The sequence below is a fragment of the Stenotrophomonas sp. S49 genome (assembly GCF_016624905.1).
In the GTDB taxonomy this organism is placed as follows: Bacteria; Pseudomonadota; Gammaproteobacteria; order Xanthomonadales; family Xanthomonadaceae; genus Stenotrophomonas.
This window is the reverse complement of sequence record NZ_JACVUD010000048.1, coordinates 13391-30437: the sequence shown is the minus strand read 5'-3', so window position 1 is coordinate 30437 and position 17047 is coordinate 13391. Positions and strand designations below refer to the sequence as shown.

Here is a 17047-nt window from a genome sequence, read left to right as displayed (position 1 = left end):
CCATGGATGGCGCCTACGAGCCTACAGGGACGTACTTGCGGCGTGTCCTGCAAGCCCACACCGCCCCGCCATCCCACGAGTACCCAGCTTTTGACGTTGCCGTTGCCGTCGCCGTTGCATTGAGCAGGTGCAGGGCTGCAAGCCCTGCCGCACACCCTCTACCTGCGCGGCAGGTAGGTCACCAGCGATAGGTCGTGCCGGCTTTCCGGCACCAGCGCCACGTACTGCAGGTCCAGCAACCCACGCACAGGGTGGTTCAGCTTCTTCGCACCCTCGTCGAAGCGACGTACATCGTGCTCCGGCCACCACAGCCGGAATTCCTCGCTGTGTGCAGCAAGGTCCTCGACCAGTGCCAGGAACGGCGCCTTGTCCGGCGCCTGCGCCATCGCTGCACGGAACCCGGCCAGCAGGCCACGGGTCATTTCTTCCCAGTTGAGAATCAGCGTGCGGTACGGCGCGTACAGGAACATCAGCCGCAGCGTGTTGCGCTCGTGCGGCGGAAACTGGCTGTAATCCACGAACAGCTCGGCGATGGCCGGGTTCCAGGCCAGTATGTCGAAGCGCGTATTGCGCACGTAGGCCGGGATCGGCTGCATCGCCTCCACCAGCTGGCGCAGGCCGTCGGTCACGCTTTCGTCCGGCGATTCCAGTGGCACGCCATAGCCGGACAGCGCAAAGGCGTAGGCGCGCTCGTCATCGCTCAGGCGCAGCACCTTGGCCAGGCGCTCCAGCACTTCCGGCGAGGCACGCACTTCGCGGCCCTGCTCGATCCAGGTGTACCAGCTCACGCTGACCCCGATGGCCAGCGCCACTTCCTCGCGTTTCAGCCCCGGGGTCCGCCGGCGCCCGGCCGGCAGGCCGAGCGTGGCGGGGTCGACACGGGCGCGGCAGGCTTTCAGGAAGCCGCCCAGTTCTTTGCGTTCACCTTCGCTGCGCATCATCGCCCCCGCCGTACCCGTTCGCGCCAACAGCAGCCGAGCATGGCTCGGCTCTACAGAAAAACGGTGCGGCCACCCTCGGCGTTGCGCACGAGGATGACGATATCCGCGCAGGCGCGCCGATCAGGCATCGATGCGCTTGGAACCCACGGCCAGGCCGGCCTTCAGGCTGGCCTCGACGAACTCGTCCAGGTCGCCGTCCAGCACCTTCTGCGTGTCCGAACGTTCAATACCGGTGCGCAGGTCCTTGATACGGCTCTGGTCGAGCACGTAGTTGCGGATCTGGCTGCCCCAACCGATGTCGGACTTGGTGGCTTCCACCGCGTCCTTTTCGGCGTTGCGCTTCTGGATCTCCAGCTCGTACAACTTGGCGGCCAGCATCTTCATCGCGTTGTCGCGGTTCTGGTGCTGGCTGCGGCCGGTCTGGCAGGCCACAACGATGTTGGTCGGGATGTGGGTGATACGCACCGCCGACTCGGTCTTGTTCACGTGCTGACCACCTGCACCGGACGAACGGTACACGTCGGTACGCAGATCGGCCGGGTTGATGGTGATATCGATGTTGTCATCGATTTCCGGCGACACGAACACCGAGGTGAAGCTGGTGTGGCGGCGGTTGTCCGAGTCGAACGGCGACTTGCGCACCAAACGGTGCACGCCGGTCTCGGTCTTCAGCCAGCCATAGGCGTAATCGCCTTCCACGCGCAGGGTGGCCGACTTGATGCCCGCGACGTCGCCGCCGGACACTTCCATCAGCTCGGTCTTCCAACCGCGCGATTCGCACCAGCGCAGGTACATGCGCAGCAGGATTTCGGCCCAGTCCTGGGCTTCGGTGCCACCGGCACCGGCCTGGATGTCGACGAAGGCCGCCGCATTGTCCATCTCGCCGGAGAACATGCGCTGGAATTCCAGCTTTTCCACGTGCGCCTGGTGCTTGTCCAGATCGGCGACCACGGCCAGGGCGGTGTCTTCGTCCTGTTCGGATTCAGCCAGTTCCAGCAGCTCGGTCGCGTCGGTCAGGCCGTCCAGCACCGAGGCGATGCCGCCCACGGTCTTTTCCAGGCTGGAGCGCTCGCGGCCCAGGTTCTGCGCGTACTCGGCGTTGTTCCAGACGTCTGGGCTTTCCAGCTCCCGCGTTACTTCTTCAAGACGCTCTTTCTTGGCGTCGTAGTCAAAGATACCCCCTGAGCGACACCACACGATCGGTCAGATCGGCGATGCGCTGGCGGACAGGATTCAGTTCGATCATGTCGGCGGTTATGCACTAAATAGATGACTGCCAATGATACCGCAGGCCGGGGTTCCCGGCATGAGGGGGGGCGGCGGGTAGAGTCGACTGCCAGTCGACTGCTCTCCGTTCAGGTTGTGGAAAAGCCCGCGCTGCGCGCGATAGTCGACTGACAGTCGACTCTACCCTCCGTGCGAAGCGCCCAGCGCCTGCCGCAGCAGCGGCAACTGCCGTCGGCTGCACGGCACCTTGGCCCCGTCGGCCTCCGGTAGACTCGACTGTCAGTCGACTGCTCTCCGTTCAGGTTGTGGTGGAGCCCGCCCTGCGCGCGACAGTCGACTGACAATCGACGCTACCCCCCGTACGAAGCACCCAGCGCCTGCCGCAGCAGCGGCAACTGCCGTCGGCTGCACGGCACCTTCGCCCCCGTCAGCCTCCGGTAGAGTCGACTGTCAGTCGACTGCTCTCCGTTCAGGTTGTGAAGGAGCCCGCGCTGCGCGCGATAGTCGACTGACAGTCGACGCTACCCTGCGTGCGAAGCGACCAGCGCCTGCCGCAGCAGCGGCAACTGCCGTCGGCTGCACGGCACCCTGGTCCCGTCTGCCATGTGCAGCAGCGCTTCGCCGCCGTCCAGCGGCTCGATCGAGCGCAGATGGTCGCGGTGGATCAGCCAGCTTCGGTGCGGCCGCAGGAACACGGTCGGGTCCAGCCGCTGCTCCAGCGCCGCCATGGTGATCCGCAACGGGTAGTCATGCCCGCGCACCCGCAGGTTCACATAGTTGCCGGCCGCCTGGGCGTATTCCACATCCACCGTGGCCACCAGGAACTCCTTGCCCAGCTTGCGCACCAGGAAGTGCTGCGGGCGCTCGACCGGCTCCACCGGCGAGCCTTCGTCGGGCGGCGCCAGCAGGTGTGCCTCGCCCTGCCGCTGGCGGCCGAACCAGGCCACGGCATGCACGGCGATCACCAGCAGGCTGTAGGTCTGCACGTCCTTGAAGAACTCGTAGAACCACTGTGCCGGCCAGTCGCCATAGACGTAGCGCTGGCCGACCACGGCGAAGGCCACCTTGCGCAGCAGCACCATGGCGCTGACATGCAGCAGCCACCAGGCAACGCCGCCCAGCACATAGAAGCCGATCCGGCGCCGCCAGGTATCGGCATGCAGCGGCCACCGGCGGGCTGCCGCCTGCAGCAGCATCAGCAGCCCCAGGGTTGCCAGCGCGCTGCTGAACTCCTCGATGGAGGTGCCCAGCCCGGCAAAGAGCTGCGCGTCACGCACCGCCCGCATCCACTGCGCCAGCACATTGCCCGCGGCGGTGCAGAGGAACAGCAGCGACCAGAACATCACGTCCTTGCCGGGTCTATACGCCACCTGGGCGGTTGCAGCGGCACGTGCCGCCGGATCTCCATTTTCCATGCCGCCATTGTTGCCCATCCGCCCCCGCGCGCATCGGCCATTGGTCCCTGCAGCCCCGCCATTGGACCCAGAACGCCCGCCACTGCGCCCTTTCAGCTGGTGCGGTGATGGTTGGCGAGCGAAGGTGCAGCGTCCCCCTGATGCCCATCGCCATGCACCGACGCCACGATCTGGACACCCTGCGCATCGCCGCCTTCGCCCTGCTGATCCTCTACCACGCCGCCATGGCCTACGTGGCCGGCTGGGATTTCCACCTGAAGAGCGCCTACACCGCGCAATGGCTGCAATGGCCGATGATCGCCCTCAATCGCTGGCGGATGCCGCTGCTGTTTGCCATCAGCGGCATCGCCCTGGGCCTGTCTCTGCCCGACCGGGGCCGCCTGCCGCATACCCTGCGCCGCTGCTGGCGCCTGCTGCTGCCGCTGCTGTTCGGCATCGTGGCGGTGGTCTCGCTGCAGGCGTACTGCGAGGCGCTGGACAAGGGCGATGTGGCGCCGGGGCTGGGACGGTTCCTGTGGCGCTACTGGCAGTTCCGGCCATGGCCAGGCGCGCACTTCACCGGTTCCCAGTACGGCTTCACCTGGAACCACCTGTGGTACCTGGCCTACCTGCTGCCCTACACCGTGCTGGCCGTGGTGCTGGCCAGCCTGCTGCGGCCGGTGGCCAAGGCGCTGCCGACGCTGCAAGTGGGTGATCGTCTGTTGGGAGCCGCGCTGCTGGTGCTGCCGGTGGTCTGGCTGGCCTGGGCGCTGTTGGTACTTATGCCGCGCTGGCCGCCAACCCATGCGTTGCTGGACGACGTCTACGTGCACGCCGAGTCGCTGCCGCTGTTCCTGGGCGGCTTCCTGGCCGCACGCTGGCAGCGCGGCTGGGACCTGCTGGTGCGCGGCCGCCGTCTGACCCTTGGCCTGGCCGTGCTGGGAGTGTGCCTGGAGCTGGGCATCCGCGCGCTGGCCCGACTGCCGGACGTGGGCAACGTTGATCCGTGGATTCTGGCCCTGCCTTGGGCGCAGACCGAACGCGTCGGTCGCGCGCTCTACACCTGGTGCATGCTGCTGGCGCTGTTCGGCTGGGCCCGGGTGCTGCTGGCGCGCCCGTGGCCGGGCCAGGCCTATTGCCGCGAGGCGGTGTTCAGCTGGTACATCCTGCACCAGACCGTGTTGATCGTGCTGCTGTATGCGCTGCGACCGCTGCAGCTGGGCCCGTGGCTGGAACCGGCGCTGCTGGTGGCCGGCACGGTCGGCGGCTGCCTGTTGATCCACGAACTGTTGATCCGCCGCGTGCGTTGGCTGCGCCCCCTGTTCGGACTGCGCACCCATCCGCTATCGTCGGCCACTGCACGCGTCGTACCGGCGCATTGAGGACAACGGATGTTCCAGACGCAGTGGCACCTGTGGTTGCAGCAGACCTTCGACGTCAGCTGGATGCTGGCAGTAATGCAGTTCATCAGCCTGCTCGGCTACGAGCTGGGCTATACCGCGCTGATCCTGGTGTGCGCGTTCGGCGCGCGACTTCGAGCGGGCCTGTGCGTGATGCTGGCGGTGCTGCTGATGGCCTGCGCCACGCATGCGATCAAGCAGAGCGCCGCCCTGCCCCGCCCCTCCGACGTGGATGCGGCGGTACTGGACAAGGGTGAGCCTTCGCATCCGTTCGTGGTCGATGGCGGTGGCCGCACGTTCTGGTCGCTGCCCGATGCGCGGGCCACGGCGATGCTGCGCGCGCAGCCGCACGCCGACTATGGTTTCAACAGCGGCCACGTGGGCATCACCACCGCCGCCTGCGTCAGCCTGCTGCTGGCATTCGGCATCCGCCTGCGCTGGCTGCGTTGGGTGCTGGTGCTGGGTTGGCCGTTGTTGATGGCCATTTCGCGCATGTACCTGGGCCGGCACTTCCTGGCCGACGTGGTGGCCGGGTGGCTGATCGGGATCGGTGTGGCCGTGCTGGCCTGGCAGCTGATGCCAGGGCTGCGCGGGGCCCGACGCTGGCAGCTGCCCTTACTGCTGGGCGTGGGCGTGGCGCTGGCAGGGGCTTCGTTGTGGACGCATCTGGTGCCGCTGGGCGAAGCCGCACGCCTGCTGGCGCTCGCTCTGCTGGTGGCGTGGCTTCAGTGGCGCGGCTGGCCGGTGGATCCGCAAGGCATCGTGCAACGCGTGCTGCGGGTATTGGGTGTGGTGGTGATCTACCTGTTGGCGCGACCGTTGATTGAATGGCTGGCGTACCGCCTTCCGTTGCCCGACGCGCCGGTTACCGAAGTGTTCTGGCATACCGTTGGCACGCTGCTGATCCTCGGCGGTGGCGTGGCGCTGGCGCGGTGGATTCCGCGCCAGCGGTAGATCCACGCCGTGCGTGGATGGCTTGCTGTGGGCTCCCTGCAGCCCGGCATGGCGTGGCTCTACTGGACTTCGAATTCGCCGACCAGGATGGTGTCGGCGCGGTCCTTCAGGCGCAGCGTGACCCTCTGGTCCTTTTGCTGCGGCGTGCCCCAATGGGTGGTCAGGCGCAGCATCAGCGTGGTGGCGCCGGTCACCAGTTGCTGGCGACTGCCGAAGTAGTTGGCTTCCACCTTGTATTTCCCGGGCTTTGCGTTGCGCAGCGAGAATTGCTCGGGGCCGTATCCGCCGGTGAAGTCCTGCGACATCTGCCCGCCCTGCCAGGTCAGGCGGTTGCCGTAGTAGGCGCGCTCGCCGTTGGGGTCGGTCACCCACAGGTCCATGTCGCTGTTGTCGGCATCCCAGGCCAGCACCACGCGCAGGTCCAGCGGCATGGCCTGCAGCAGGCGCGGGTCGATACCTTGGGTGTCCAGTGCCGGCCGGCTGCGTGCCACCAGGTTGGTCAGTTCGTCCAGTGCGATCAGGGCAACACCATTGAAACGGCTGTCCCAGCGGCGCACCACCACCTGGTACAGCGGGTCCAATGCCTGCTGCGGCTTGCCGGCCGCTGCCAAGGCCAGGCCCAGATCGCGGAAGCTCTGCGGCTCTTCCTGGCCCATCGCCAGCACCTGTTCGAACACCGGTACGGCAAGCGCAGGGGCATCGGCCTGCATCAGGCGATAACCGAGCACGCGCAGCAGGTGCCGATTGTCCAGCTCCATCTCGGCCAGGTTGGACAGCACACGCAGCGCCAGTTCGCGCTGCCCCTGCGCCAGCAGCAGGTCGGCCACGTCGAGGAAGAACGCGCTGCTGTCGGCGTGGGCATCCCGTTCGGCCAGGTAGCGGTCGTACAGCTGCGCGGGCGGGCCCTGGCGCAGGCGGCGGGCGACGTCTGAATCAGGCTGCCAGGCCGCCAACCGGATGCCGAGCTGGCCACGGTTGGCCGGCGCAGCGGCACCTCCTGCATCATCGGTCGCCACGGCCATCGCGTCCAACGTCATCGCCTCGGCGGCCGGTGCCTGCCTGCGGGCGCGGGCCGGTGCCATCGGTGCCGGGGGCGGCGGAGGAGCTGCCGGTGCCGGTGCAGCCAGCAGGGCCATCGGCGCACTGGCCACGGCCCCGTTCTGCGCGATTTCCTTGGCGTTACCCGCAGCGGACGGCGCGGTCTTCGGCCAACGGCGGTTCCACCACTGCTGGCGCTCCTTCCACTGCGCGGCCACCGCATCCAGGCGGCGGCGGTCCTCGGCCTGGCGATCCGCCACCTGCTTTGCGAAACGGGCATCATACCCGGCGCGCAGCGCGCCCGACGGACGGATGGCATAGCGCAGGTAGTCGTCCAGCGTCTCCAGCACGATCAGCGACGTGTCCGGCCCGACCAGGCCAAACTGCTGCGACAGGCGCTGCATCGCTTCGCGGTTGCTGCGCCGGTCCAGCGCCAGCTGCTGCAGCTGCGCCTGTGCCCACAGTCCCGCAAGCAGCGCGCCGTCATCACTGCGCGTGCTACCCGGCAGAGCCTGCCAATCGCTGCCGGCAACGCGCACCCGCATCGGTACGCCGTCGGCGGCCAGACGTGCATGCAGCCACAACCAGCCCTGCGCTTCGCTGCGGCGATCGATCACCACGTCCTGCACGCCGCGCCCGGCATCGATCTGCACATCCAGCGGCGCAGACAGAAGTTCGCGCGCTGCGGCGCCCACGTCGGTGCCCACTGCCACAAAACGTCCGCCATGCGCCTGGCTCCAGCCGCGCAGGCGAGTGCTGTCGGTGCGTGCGCCCGCACTGCTGATTGCGAACAGTCGCTGCCCCTCGGCCAGTGCAGGCAGGGCTTCGGGCCCATAGGTCAGCAGGCCGTCACTGACCAGCAGGTATTCCTGCACGCCCGGCTGCGGCTGCCACTGGGCCAACGCACTGGCGCCATCGGGCCGCACCGCCTGCAACGCCTGCCGCAGCGCACTCCAATCGCCCTTGCGGATACGGAAGCGGCGTTCGGGCTCGGGGCGGTCACGCAGCACCGTCAGCACGACCGTGCCGTCGCCCATGGCGGCGAAGTAGTGGTCCAGCAGCGCGAACTCGCGCGTGCGGTCACGCTGGCCCGCCGAACCCGAGCCATCCCAGAGCAGGCCGATGTCGCGCGGCAGCGTGCGCGGCGTGGTGCTTGTAGCCACCGGCAGCTGTGCCAGCAGGTAATGGCCGTCCTGCCAGTTGGCCACCTGCACCTGCGCACGGCGCGCCGCAGGCAGCGTCCACTGCAGCTGCGCCGGCAACTGCGCGCCGCGCCCCTGCCAATGCAGCTGACCCGCATCGATACGGAACGGTGCCGTGCCCGCCGTCGCTTCGCCCGGCGCCTGCAGTTTCAGCTCAACCGACGCCGCACCCGCGGCGAACTGCAGTGGCAGCGCCCATTGCCAGCCGTTGCCGGCGTAAGCCAGCGGCTCGCGCACGACCAGCTGCACGCGGCGGCTGCCGCCGGCTGGCAGCGGATAGATGCGCAGGCGGAACTGGTTGCCGGCGGTCTGCTCCAGCAGGCCGGGGTCCACACCGCGCCGGGCGATCTCCTCGAACACCTGGCGCCCCCTGTCCTTGGGCACCGGCACCGCCTCGCGCAGTTCGCCATCGATATCCAGCGCAAAGCCGCTGATCTGCTGGCCATCGGCCAAGGGGAACTGCAGCTCGCCTTCCAGCACGCGACGGTTCGGGTTGTGGAATTCCAGGGTGATGCGGGTCTGCGCGATACCGGCCTGCACTTCGCCTTCGATGCGCGCCTGGCGCAGCTGGATCGGCTGTCCGGCGGCTGGAGCAACCAACAGCGGAGTGCTGGGCTGAGGGCGCGCAATGCCGGGGGACTGCGCGTCTGCGGACCAGGCCGCCAGCACCAGCAGGATGAAGGGGACGCAGCGGGCAAGTGGCATGGCACGGCTCCAGTGGGATCGTGCAGGGTTCAACGCACCACAAAGGCAGGTGGGGTTAGCGGTCGACCATCGATGCATCCCGCCCGGGCCCGCCCCCCGCGGCCCCCGCGGGGGGGGGGGCGGGGGGGGGGGGGGCCGCGGGCCGCCCCCCCCCCCCCCCCCCGGCCCCGCCCCGGCGCTACCGCAGCGTGCGGGGCCCCTGGTAGCGCCGGGCCATGCCCGGCGAGCACGAAGCGCGGCACTCTGCCATCAAGCGGGCAGGCAATGCTCCACGATCAGCTGGATCGCGGTGCCGCCGCGGTAGTCATCGCAGGCCAGGCGGTAGGCCAGGTGCACATGGCGGCCGGGCGCATTGCCATGCCAGCCACCGAAATGGATGGCGTTGATCGTGCCGGGCAGCCCGGGCAGGCGCAGCTCGAGCTTCAGATGCCGCTCTTTCAGCACGCGCCAGTTGGCTACTTCGAAGTGGCCGTCGAACAAGGGCTCGGGGAAGCCCTGCCCCCAGGGGCCGGCCAGGCGCAGCGCATCGGCATGGCGGTGATCGAATTCGTCTGCGGACAACTCGCCATCGCTGAGCACCTGTTGCTGCAGCGCGGCCGGATCCAGCAGTTCCTGCACGATGGCGACGAAGGCCGCCTCGAACGCGGGCAGGTGCTGCAGGCGCATGCTCAGGCCTGCGGCCATGGCATGGCCACCGAAGCGCTCCACCAGCTCGGGATGGCGCGCATCGACCAGCGCCAGCGCGTCACGGATATGCAGCCCGGGGATGGAGCGCGCCGAACCGCGCAGGGTGTCCGCGCCTGGTTCGGCCGGTGCAAATGCAATCACCGGACGATGCAGGCGGTCCTTCATTTTCGACGCCACCAGGCCGACCACGCCGGGGTGCCACTCGGCGTCGAACAGGCATGCCGCGACCGGGCGCTGGCCCTGCTCGTGCAGCACCACCCGCGACAGCGCCTGCTCGGCGTCATCGGTCATCGACTGCTGCACCGCGCGCCGCTCGGCATTGATCTGTTCCAGGGTCTGGGCAATGTCGCGCGCCTGCCGCGGATCTTCGGTGAGCAGCAGTTCGATGCCCAGCGCCATGTCTTCCAGGCGACCGGCCGCATTCAGGCGCGGGCCCAACGCGAAGCCGATATCGGTGGAGGTCAGGCGTGCAGCGTCGCGTCCGCTGGCTTCGATCAGCGCCTTCAGGCCTACGCAGCCCTGCCCGGCCCGCAGCCTGCGCAGACCGGCGCTGACCAGCGCACGATTGTTGGCATCCAGTGCGACCAGATCGGCCACGGTGCCTACGGCCACCAGGTCCAGCAGCGTGGTCAGGTCCGGGCCCTTGCCATCGGCGAACACGCCGGCCTCGCGCATGCAGCGGCGCAGGGCCATCAGCACATAGAAGATGACGCCGACACCGGCCAGCGACTTGCTGGGGAAATCATCGCCCTGCAGATTCGGATCGACGATGACATCGGCCGGCGGCAGCTGCGGGCCGGGCAGATGGTGGTCGGTGACCAGCACCTGCCAGCCGCGCGCCTTGGCGGCGTTGACACCGGCATGGCAGGCAATGCCGTGGTCGACGGTCACCAGCACGTCCGGCTGCAGCGCCGCCAGTTCGTCCACCAGCGACGGCGACAGGCCGTAACCATGCACCATGCGGTTGGGCACCGCGTGGAAGACGTACTGCGCGCCCAGCATGCGCAGGCCGCGCACACCTACCGCACATGCGGTGGCTCCGTCGCAGTCGAAATCGCCGACGACCAGGATGCGCTTGTCGTTGGCGATGGCGTCGACCAGCAGGGCCACGGCCGCATCGATGCCGGTCAGCAGTTCGGGCGCATGCAGGTTGCCCAGTCGCGGCAGCGCCAGTTCCGGTGTGGTCGCACCACGGCTGGCATACAGGCGGGCCAGCAGCGGCAGCGTGTCGTCGGGCCACGCACCGGGCTGCACGGCCTCGCGGCGGCGGATCAGCGGGGTATCGGACACGGGCAGCGCAGCATCGGCGGCAAGGGACATCGGCATCGCCGGGTTGCGGAAGACGTCACCATGATAGCGCGGGGTCAGAGCCTTCTGCCTGCAGAGGACTCTGACCCCATCGGAAGCATTTGGAGCCCGGGGTCGGACCCCTCTGCCCGCAGAGGGCTCTGACCCCGTCTGAAGCATTTGGAATCCCCCGCCGTTTCTTCCATGCTTGCCGGCCCCGAAACGGATTTCTGTCCATGCGCCACATTCTGTTCCTGGCCCTCGCCCTCGCCCCGGCCGCCCACGCCGCCACCCCCGAGCCGAAGGCCGGTGTCGAATTCCAGCACAACGACTGGTCGCTGGCCTGCGACAACACCCGCACCTGTCGCGCCGCGGGTTACAGCCCGGAAGAGCCCGCCAACCTGCTGAGCCTGATGCTGGAACGTGCGGGCGGCCCCAACGCGCCGGTGATCGCGCGCCTGCGCAACGGCGAAGGCGATGACCCGTCGCCGACCGGTGCGCTGCGCCTGCGCCTGAATGGCAAGGATCTGGGCCCGGTGCAGGACACCGGAGAAGCGGAAAAGGTGCTGTTGAAGCAGGCGCAGACCGATGCTCTGCTCGCCGCCCTGCCCCGCAAGGCGCGCATCGAGATCGTCGATGGCAAGGGTAAGGCCTGGCCGATCTCGGACAGCGGCGCTACGGCCGTGCTGCTGAAGATGGACGAGGCGCAGGGCCGGCTGGGTACGCCCGGCGCGCTGGTGCGCCGCGGCAACAAGGCCGAGGCCAGCGTGCCTGCAGCGCTGCCGATTCCGGTGGTGGTGCACGGCAAGCTGGCGCCGGCGCGCAGTGGCGATGCGGCCCTGGCCAATGCCCCGGCGCTGCGCAAGGCACTACAGGCCAGCCTGCCGAACGCGGACGAATGCCGCCGCGTGAGCGAAGGCGAGCAGGACGAGATCGATATCGTGCGGCTGGACGGTTCGCATGTGCTGGCCAGCACCAGCTGCTTCATGGGCGCCTACAACTTCAGCAGCGGCTACTGGGTGGTGCAGGACAAGGCGCCGTACCAGGCGCACTTTGTCACCTCCGATGCAGAGGATTTCGACACCGACGACATGACCCTGCGCGGGCGCTTCCGTGGTCGCGGTATCGGCGATTGCTTCTCCGGCCACGATTGGGTCTGGGATGGCCAGCGTTTCGTGAAGACCAGCGCGTTCACCACCGGCCAGTGCCGTGGCGTAGCGGGTGGGCATTGGACGCTGCCGACGATCGTCAGCACGGTGAAGTGAGGTCGGCAGGGCGGCGCCCTGCCCGCCCTCTGTAGAGTCGAGCCATGCTCGACTGATCCCAACGTGCCAACCAAGGTTGGCACCTACCGGAGCGTGGCGTGCCAACCAAGGTTGGCACCTACCGCATCGGGGGTCAGAGCCCGCTCCTCCGACCCCGCTCAGTCGTGCAGCTGGCGGGGCTTTTTCCAGAACTGCCAGCGCTGGCGCTTGTCCAGCTGGAACTGCAGGCCGTCCTCGAAATCCAGCACCAGGCGCTGCAGCTCGCCGCGCTGCAGGGCCACCAGCAGTGGGCGGATGGCATCGTTGCCCAGTTGCTGCAGCGAACGCAGCTGGCGCAGGTCGACCAGGGCATCGACGGACTGCTCGCCATCGACCGATACGCCGGCAGCCTGGGCCAGGCCCTGCAGCAGGGCGTCGCGGCTGCGTACCTGCACGTGCTGCGTGGTCACCGAGACCGGCATCACGCCACCGCCCCAGAACCACAGGGAATTGATCGGCTGCTGGCCCTGCGCGGCACGCTGCTGGTTCCACGAATGGTTGTGCAGCAGCACCTGCGCTTCGGTCATCAAGGCTCGCCAGCGTCGGCCGGCCTCGCCTTCGGGCAGGTGCGAGAACAGGTCATCGCCCAGCACATCGTCAGGGCTGTCGAAGTCGGGCAGTTCAATGTCGATGGGCAGGCGCAGGTACCAGCGCGCCGGGTCCGGTGCATCCAGCACGAAACCGGCATCGGCAAACAGCGGCTGCAGTACCGGCAGCAAGGCCAGGCTGTCGGCCAGCGTGGGCCGCAGCGTTTCGCCGTGCCCCATCATGCGCGCACCGTGCATGTCCGGCACCATGCAGGCCGGATCGGCGCGCAGCCAGCACGCACCGGCGGCATCGCCAACATCGCGCTGGCGGGTCAGTGCGGCCACCGGCCAGTGCGGCGCGGCCACGCTGAAATGGCGTTGCAGCTGGGCGCGTTCGCCCGCATCCAGCTGCACAGTGGTGGCGCGGCCCAGGGCGCGCGCCACCTCGTCAGGCAATGCAGCCGCCGCAAAGCGGCTGCGCGCCGGCAACAACAGGGTCGCCGTTGCCACCCGGTCAGTCCAGATAGCTGACGCTGACGATTTCGTACTCGCGCTGGCCGGCCGGGGCGTCGATCACGATCGAATCGCCTTCCAGCTTGCCGATCATCGCGCGGGCCACCGGCGAAGAAATGGCGATCAGGCCCAGCTTGATGTCCGCTTCCAGGTCGCCAACGATCTGGTACTTCTTCTCTTCGTCGGTTTCCACGTCGGCCAGAGTCACGCTGGCGCCGAACACCACCTTCGAACCGGCGTTGAGCTTGCTCACGTCGATGATCTCGGCGTGCGACAGCTCACCTTCCAGCTGCTTGATGCGGCCTTCGATGAATCCCTGTTCCTCGCGCGCGGCGTGGTACTCGGCGTTCTCCTTCAGGTCGCCGTGCTCGCGCGCCTCGGCAATCGCAGCGATGACCTTCGGGCGCTTGACCGACTTCAGGTGGTCCAGTTCGTCGCGCAGCTTCTGCGCGCCCTTCATGGTGATGGGGGCTCTCATGCATTCAACTCCTTGTGCAGTTCCTGCAGCGACCAGACGGGGCCGGTGCCACGGAATTCCAGTGAATCCACCAGCGCCTTGGCGCCGGCAATGGTGGTCGAGTAGGTGACGCGGTGCTGCAGCGCCTCGCGACGGATCGAGAACGAGTCGTTGATCGCCGCACGGCCTTCGGTCGTGTTGACGATGTAGACGATCTCGCCGTTCTTGATCGAATCGACGATGTGTGGACGACCTTCCACCACCTTGTTGATGATTTCGCAGTCCATGCCGTGCTGCTGCAGCCACGCGGCGGTGCCACGGGTGGCCACCAGGCTGTAGCCACGCGCCAGCAGCGCCTTGGCCACCGGCAGCACGCGCTTCTTGTCCGGGTCGCGCACCGAAACGAAGGCCTTGCCGATCGGCGGGGCCTTGATGCTGCCCGCTTCCTGCGCACGCGCGAAGGCGGCGTTGAAGGTACGGCCCACGCCCATCACTTCACCGGTGGAACGCATTTCCGGCCCCAGGATGGGGTCGACGCCCTGGAATTTGGCGAACGGGAAGATCGCTTCCTTCACCGAGTAGTAGTCCGGCACGATTTCCTTGGTGGCGCCCTGCTCCTGCAGAGTCTTGCCGGCCATGCAGCGCGCGGCGATCTTGGCCAGCGCCATGCCGGTGGCCTTGGACACGAACGGCACGGTACGCGAGGCGCGCGGGTTCACTTCCAGCAGGTAGATGGTGTCATCACCGTCTTCGCTGGTCTGGATCGCGAACTGCGTGTTCATCAGGCCGACCACGTTCAGGGCCTTGGCCAGCTCAACCACCTGGCGGCGCAGCTCGGCCTGGGTCTTGGCCGACAGCGAGTACGGCGGCAGCGAGCAGGACGAGTCACCGGAGTGCACGCCGGCTTCTTCGATGTGCTCCATCACGCCGCCGATCAGGACGTTGCCATCCTTGTCGGCAATGATGTCCACGTCGCATTCCACGGCGTTGTCCAGGAAGCGGTCCAGCAGCACCGGCGAATCGTTGGACACCTTCACCGCGTCGCGCACGTAGCGGGCCAGGTCGGATTCGCCGTAGACGATTTCCATCGCGCGGCCGCCCAGCACGTAGCTCGGGCGCACCACCAGCGGGTAGCCGATCTCGCGGGCCAGCAGCAGGGCTTCCTGGTCGTTGCGGGCGATGCGGTTCGGCGGCTGCTTCAGGCCCAGCTGGTCCACCAGCTGCTGGAAGCGCTCGCGGTCTTCGGCCAGGTCGATCGAGTCCGGGCTGGTGCCGATCACCGGCACGCCATTGGCTTCCAGCGCGCGCGCCAGCTTCAGCGGGGTCTGGCCGCCGTACTGCACGATCACGCCCTTGGGCTGTTCCAGCTCGACGATTTCCAGCACGTCTTCCAAGGTCAGCGGCTCGAAGTACAGGCGGTCGGAGGTGTCGTAGTCGGTCGACACGGTTTCCGGGTTGCAGTTGACCATGATGGTTTCATAGCCATCCTCGCGCAGCGCCAGTGCCGCGTGCACGCAGCAGTAGTCGAACTCGATGCCCTGGCCGATGCGGTTCGGGCCACCGCCCAGGATCATGATCTTGTCGCGGTTGGTCGGCGCGGCCTCGCACTCGTCCTCGTAGGTCGAGTACAGGTAGGCGGTGCCGGTGGAGAATTCACCGGCACAGGAGTCCACGCGCTTGTAAACCGGGCGCACCTTGTGCGCGCGACGCAGCGCGCGGATGGCCGCTTCGTTGGTGCCGGTGAGCTGGGCCAGGCGCGCATCGGAGAAACCGGCACGCTTGAGCTTGCGCAGGCGCGCAGCGTCCAGCGCGTCGATGCCACCGGCAGCCACTTCGCCCTCGGCGGCGATGATCTCTTCGATCTGGTCCAGGAACCAATGGTCGATGAAGGACAGCGCGTAGATGTCTTCCACGCTCATGCCGGCGCGGAACGCATCGGCCACGTAGAACAGACGCTCCGGGCCCGGCGCCTTCAGCTCGCGGCGCAGGGTCTGCAGGTCATCTTCGCTGGTCAGGTCCAGCCCGGTCGGGTCGAAGCCGACCTTGCCGGTTTCCAGCCCACGCAGGGCCTTCTGCACCGATTCCTGGAAGGTGCGGCCCATGGCCATCACTTCACCGACCGACTTCATCTGGGTGGTCAGGCGCGCATCGGCCGCCGGGAACTTCTCGAAGGCAAAACGCGGAATCTTGGTGACCACGTAGTCGATGGACGGCTCGAACGAGGCCGGGGTCAGGCCGCCGGTGATTTCGTTCTTCAGTTCGTCCAGGGTGTAACCCACGGCCAGCTTGGCGGCGACCTTGGCGATCGGGAAGCCGGTGGCCTTGGAGGCCAGCGCCGAGGAACGCGACACGCGCGGGTTCATCTCGATCACGACCACGCGGCCGGTCTTCGGGTTGATGCCGAACTGCACGTTCGAGCCACCGGTGTCCACGCCGATCTTGCGCAGCACGGCGATGGAGGCATCGCGCAGGCGCTGGTATTCCTTGTCGGTCAGGGTCTGTGCCGGGGCCACGGTGATCGAGTCACCGGTGTGCACGCCCATCGGGTCCAGGTTTTCGATCGAGCAGACGATGATGCAGTTGTCCGCGGTATCGCGGACCACTTCCATCTCGAATTCCTTCCAGCCCAGCACCGACTCTTCCACCAGCACTTCGGTGGTCGGCGACAGTTCCAGGCCGCGGCTGACGATCTCGACCAGCTCTTCGCGGTTGTAGGCGATGCCGCCACCACTGCCGCCCAGGGTGAAGCTGGGACGGATGATGGTCGGGTAGCCGACGCGGGTCTGGATCTCCAGCGCTTCGTCCAGGGTGTGGGCGACGGCGGCGGTCGGGCACTCCAGGCCGATCTCACCCATGGCCACGCGGAACAGCTCGCGGTCTTCGGCCATGCGGATCGCTTCGCGCTTGGCACCGATCAGTTCGACGTTGTACTTCTCCAGCACGCCGTTGTCGGCCAGGTCCAGCGCGCAGTTCAGCGCGGTCTGGCCACCCATGGTCGGCAGCAGCGCGTCCGGCTTTTCCTTGGCGATGATCTTCTCGACCGTCTGCCAGTTGATCGGCTCGATGTAGACGGCGTCGGCCATCTCCGGGTCGGTCATGATGGTGGCCGGGTTGCTGTTGACCAGCACCACGCGGTAACCCTCGTCACGCAGGGCCTTGCAGGCCTGGGCGCCGGAATAGTCGAACTCACAGGCCTGGCCGATGACGATCGGGCCAGCACCGATGATGAGAATGGTCTTGAGGTCAGTGCGCTTGGGCATTTTCTTCTCTAAGTCAGTACAGCGTGACAAGGGGGAGTGATCGCACGCTGTCGATCAGGAATCTTGATCCGCAGCGCCGCGCCAGGGGGGGCAGCAGCGATGCGGGGGCTTACGGTCCATCGCGACGCCACCGGCGGGCCGGCGGCGTACT

Annotated in this window: 11 protein-coding genes and 1 pseudogene; 3 read left to right on the top strand and 9 right to left on the bottom strand. The window is 67.7% G+C overall.

The window, feature by feature from the left end:
* Positions 1–158 precede the first annotated feature (158 nt).
* The 4 genes and pseudogenes from IAE58_RS11795 to IAE58_RS11785 all read right to left on the bottom strand — a co-directional run bounded on the left by IAE58_RS11795 (position 159) and on the right by IAE58_RS11785 (position 3601).
* Complete coding sequence (locus IAE58_RS11795) at positions 159–941, bottom strand: helix-turn-helix transcriptional regulator (RefSeq protein WP_199933761.1); 783 nt, start codon at positions 939–941, stop codon at positions 159–161.
* Positions 942–1061: 120 nt separating this feature from the next.
* Positions 1062–2187 (bottom strand): peptide chain release factor 2 gene (prfB, locus tag IAE58_RS11790; RefSeq protein WP_108749502.1). Its coding sequence is split into 2 segments (ribosomal slippage): positions 1062–2111 and positions 2113–2187, totalling 1125 coding nucleotides; the frame shifts between segments, so codons are not numbered across the junction.
* Between the two features lie 279 nt (positions 2188–2466).
* Positions 2467–2593, bottom strand: a pseudogene (locus IAE58_RS20095) (LytTR family transcriptional regulator); the annotation flags it as partial.
* A 96-nt stretch (positions 2594–2689) separates the two neighbouring features.
* Positions 2690–3601 (bottom strand): LytTR family DNA-binding domain-containing protein, encoded by a 912-nt coding sequence (locus IAE58_RS11785; protein WP_199933762.1) that lies wholly within the window; start codon positions 3599–3601, stop codon positions 2690–2692.
* A gap of 134 nt (positions 3602–3735) precedes the next feature.
* On the opposite strand from IAE58_RS11785, the gene IAE58_RS11780 reads away from it, so the two are divergent.
* Entirely contained in the window at positions 3736–4944 is a 1209-nt protein-coding gene (locus tag IAE58_RS11780) for an acyltransferase family protein (RefSeq protein ID WP_199933763.1), read from the top strand.
* A 9-nt stretch (positions 4945–4953) separates the two neighbouring features.
* Positions 4954–5916, top strand: coding sequence for a phosphatase PAP2 family protein (locus IAE58_RS11775; protein WP_199933764.1), 963 nt, complete (start codon positions 4954–4956; stop codon positions 5914–5916).
* Between the two features lie 59 nt (positions 5917–5975).
* Here IAE58_RS11775 and IAE58_RS11770 read toward each other — a convergent pair whose 3' ends face one another.
* The gene (locus IAE58_RS11770) at positions 5976–8861 is read right to left on the bottom strand and encodes a VIT domain-containing protein (RefSeq protein WP_199933765.1); all 2886 of its coding nucleotides are present in this window, start codon (positions 8859–8861) and stop codon (positions 5976–5978) included.
* Between the two features lie 249 nt (positions 8862–9110).
* Complete coding sequence (gene recJ, locus IAE58_RS11765; protein WP_199933766.1) at positions 9111–10868, bottom strand: single-stranded-DNA-specific exonuclease RecJ; 1758 nt, start codon at positions 10866–10868, stop codon at positions 9111–9113.
* 203 nt (positions 10869–11071) lie between these two features.
* On the opposite strand from recJ, the gene IAE58_RS11760 reads away from it, so the two are divergent.
* On the top strand, positions 11072–12100 hold the full coding sequence (locus IAE58_RS11760) for a DUF1176 domain-containing protein (protein WP_199933767.1): 1029 nt from the start codon (positions 11072–11074) through the stop codon (positions 12098–12100).
* Positions 12101–12258: 158 nt separating this feature from the next.
* Here the strand turns inward: IAE58_RS11760 and IAE58_RS11755 are convergent, their stop codons facing one another.
* From IAE58_RS11755 to carB, 3 genes are read right to left on the bottom strand one after another with little or no spacing between them, the layout of a single operon-like run.
* A complete protein-coding gene (locus tag IAE58_RS11755; RefSeq protein WP_199933768.1) occupies positions 12259–13176 on the bottom strand; it encodes a phosphoglycerate mutase in 918 nt (305 codons plus the stop codon).
* A 4-nt stretch (positions 13177–13180) separates the two neighbouring features.
* Positions 13181–13645 carry a transcription elongation factor GreA gene (gene greA, locus IAE58_RS11750; RefSeq protein WP_188489793.1) on the bottom strand — a complete coding sequence of 155 codons (465 nt, stop codon included), beginning with the start codon at positions 13643–13645 and terminating at the stop codon, positions 13181–13183.
* Positions 13646–13653: 8 nt separating this feature from the next.
* Positions 13654–16896: a carbamoyl-phosphate synthase large subunit gene (carB, locus tag IAE58_RS11745; RefSeq protein ID WP_199933769.1), complete on the bottom strand. Its 3243-nt coding sequence runs from the start codon at positions 16894–16896 to the stop codon at positions 13654–13656.
* Positions 16897–17047 lie beyond the last annotated feature (151 nt).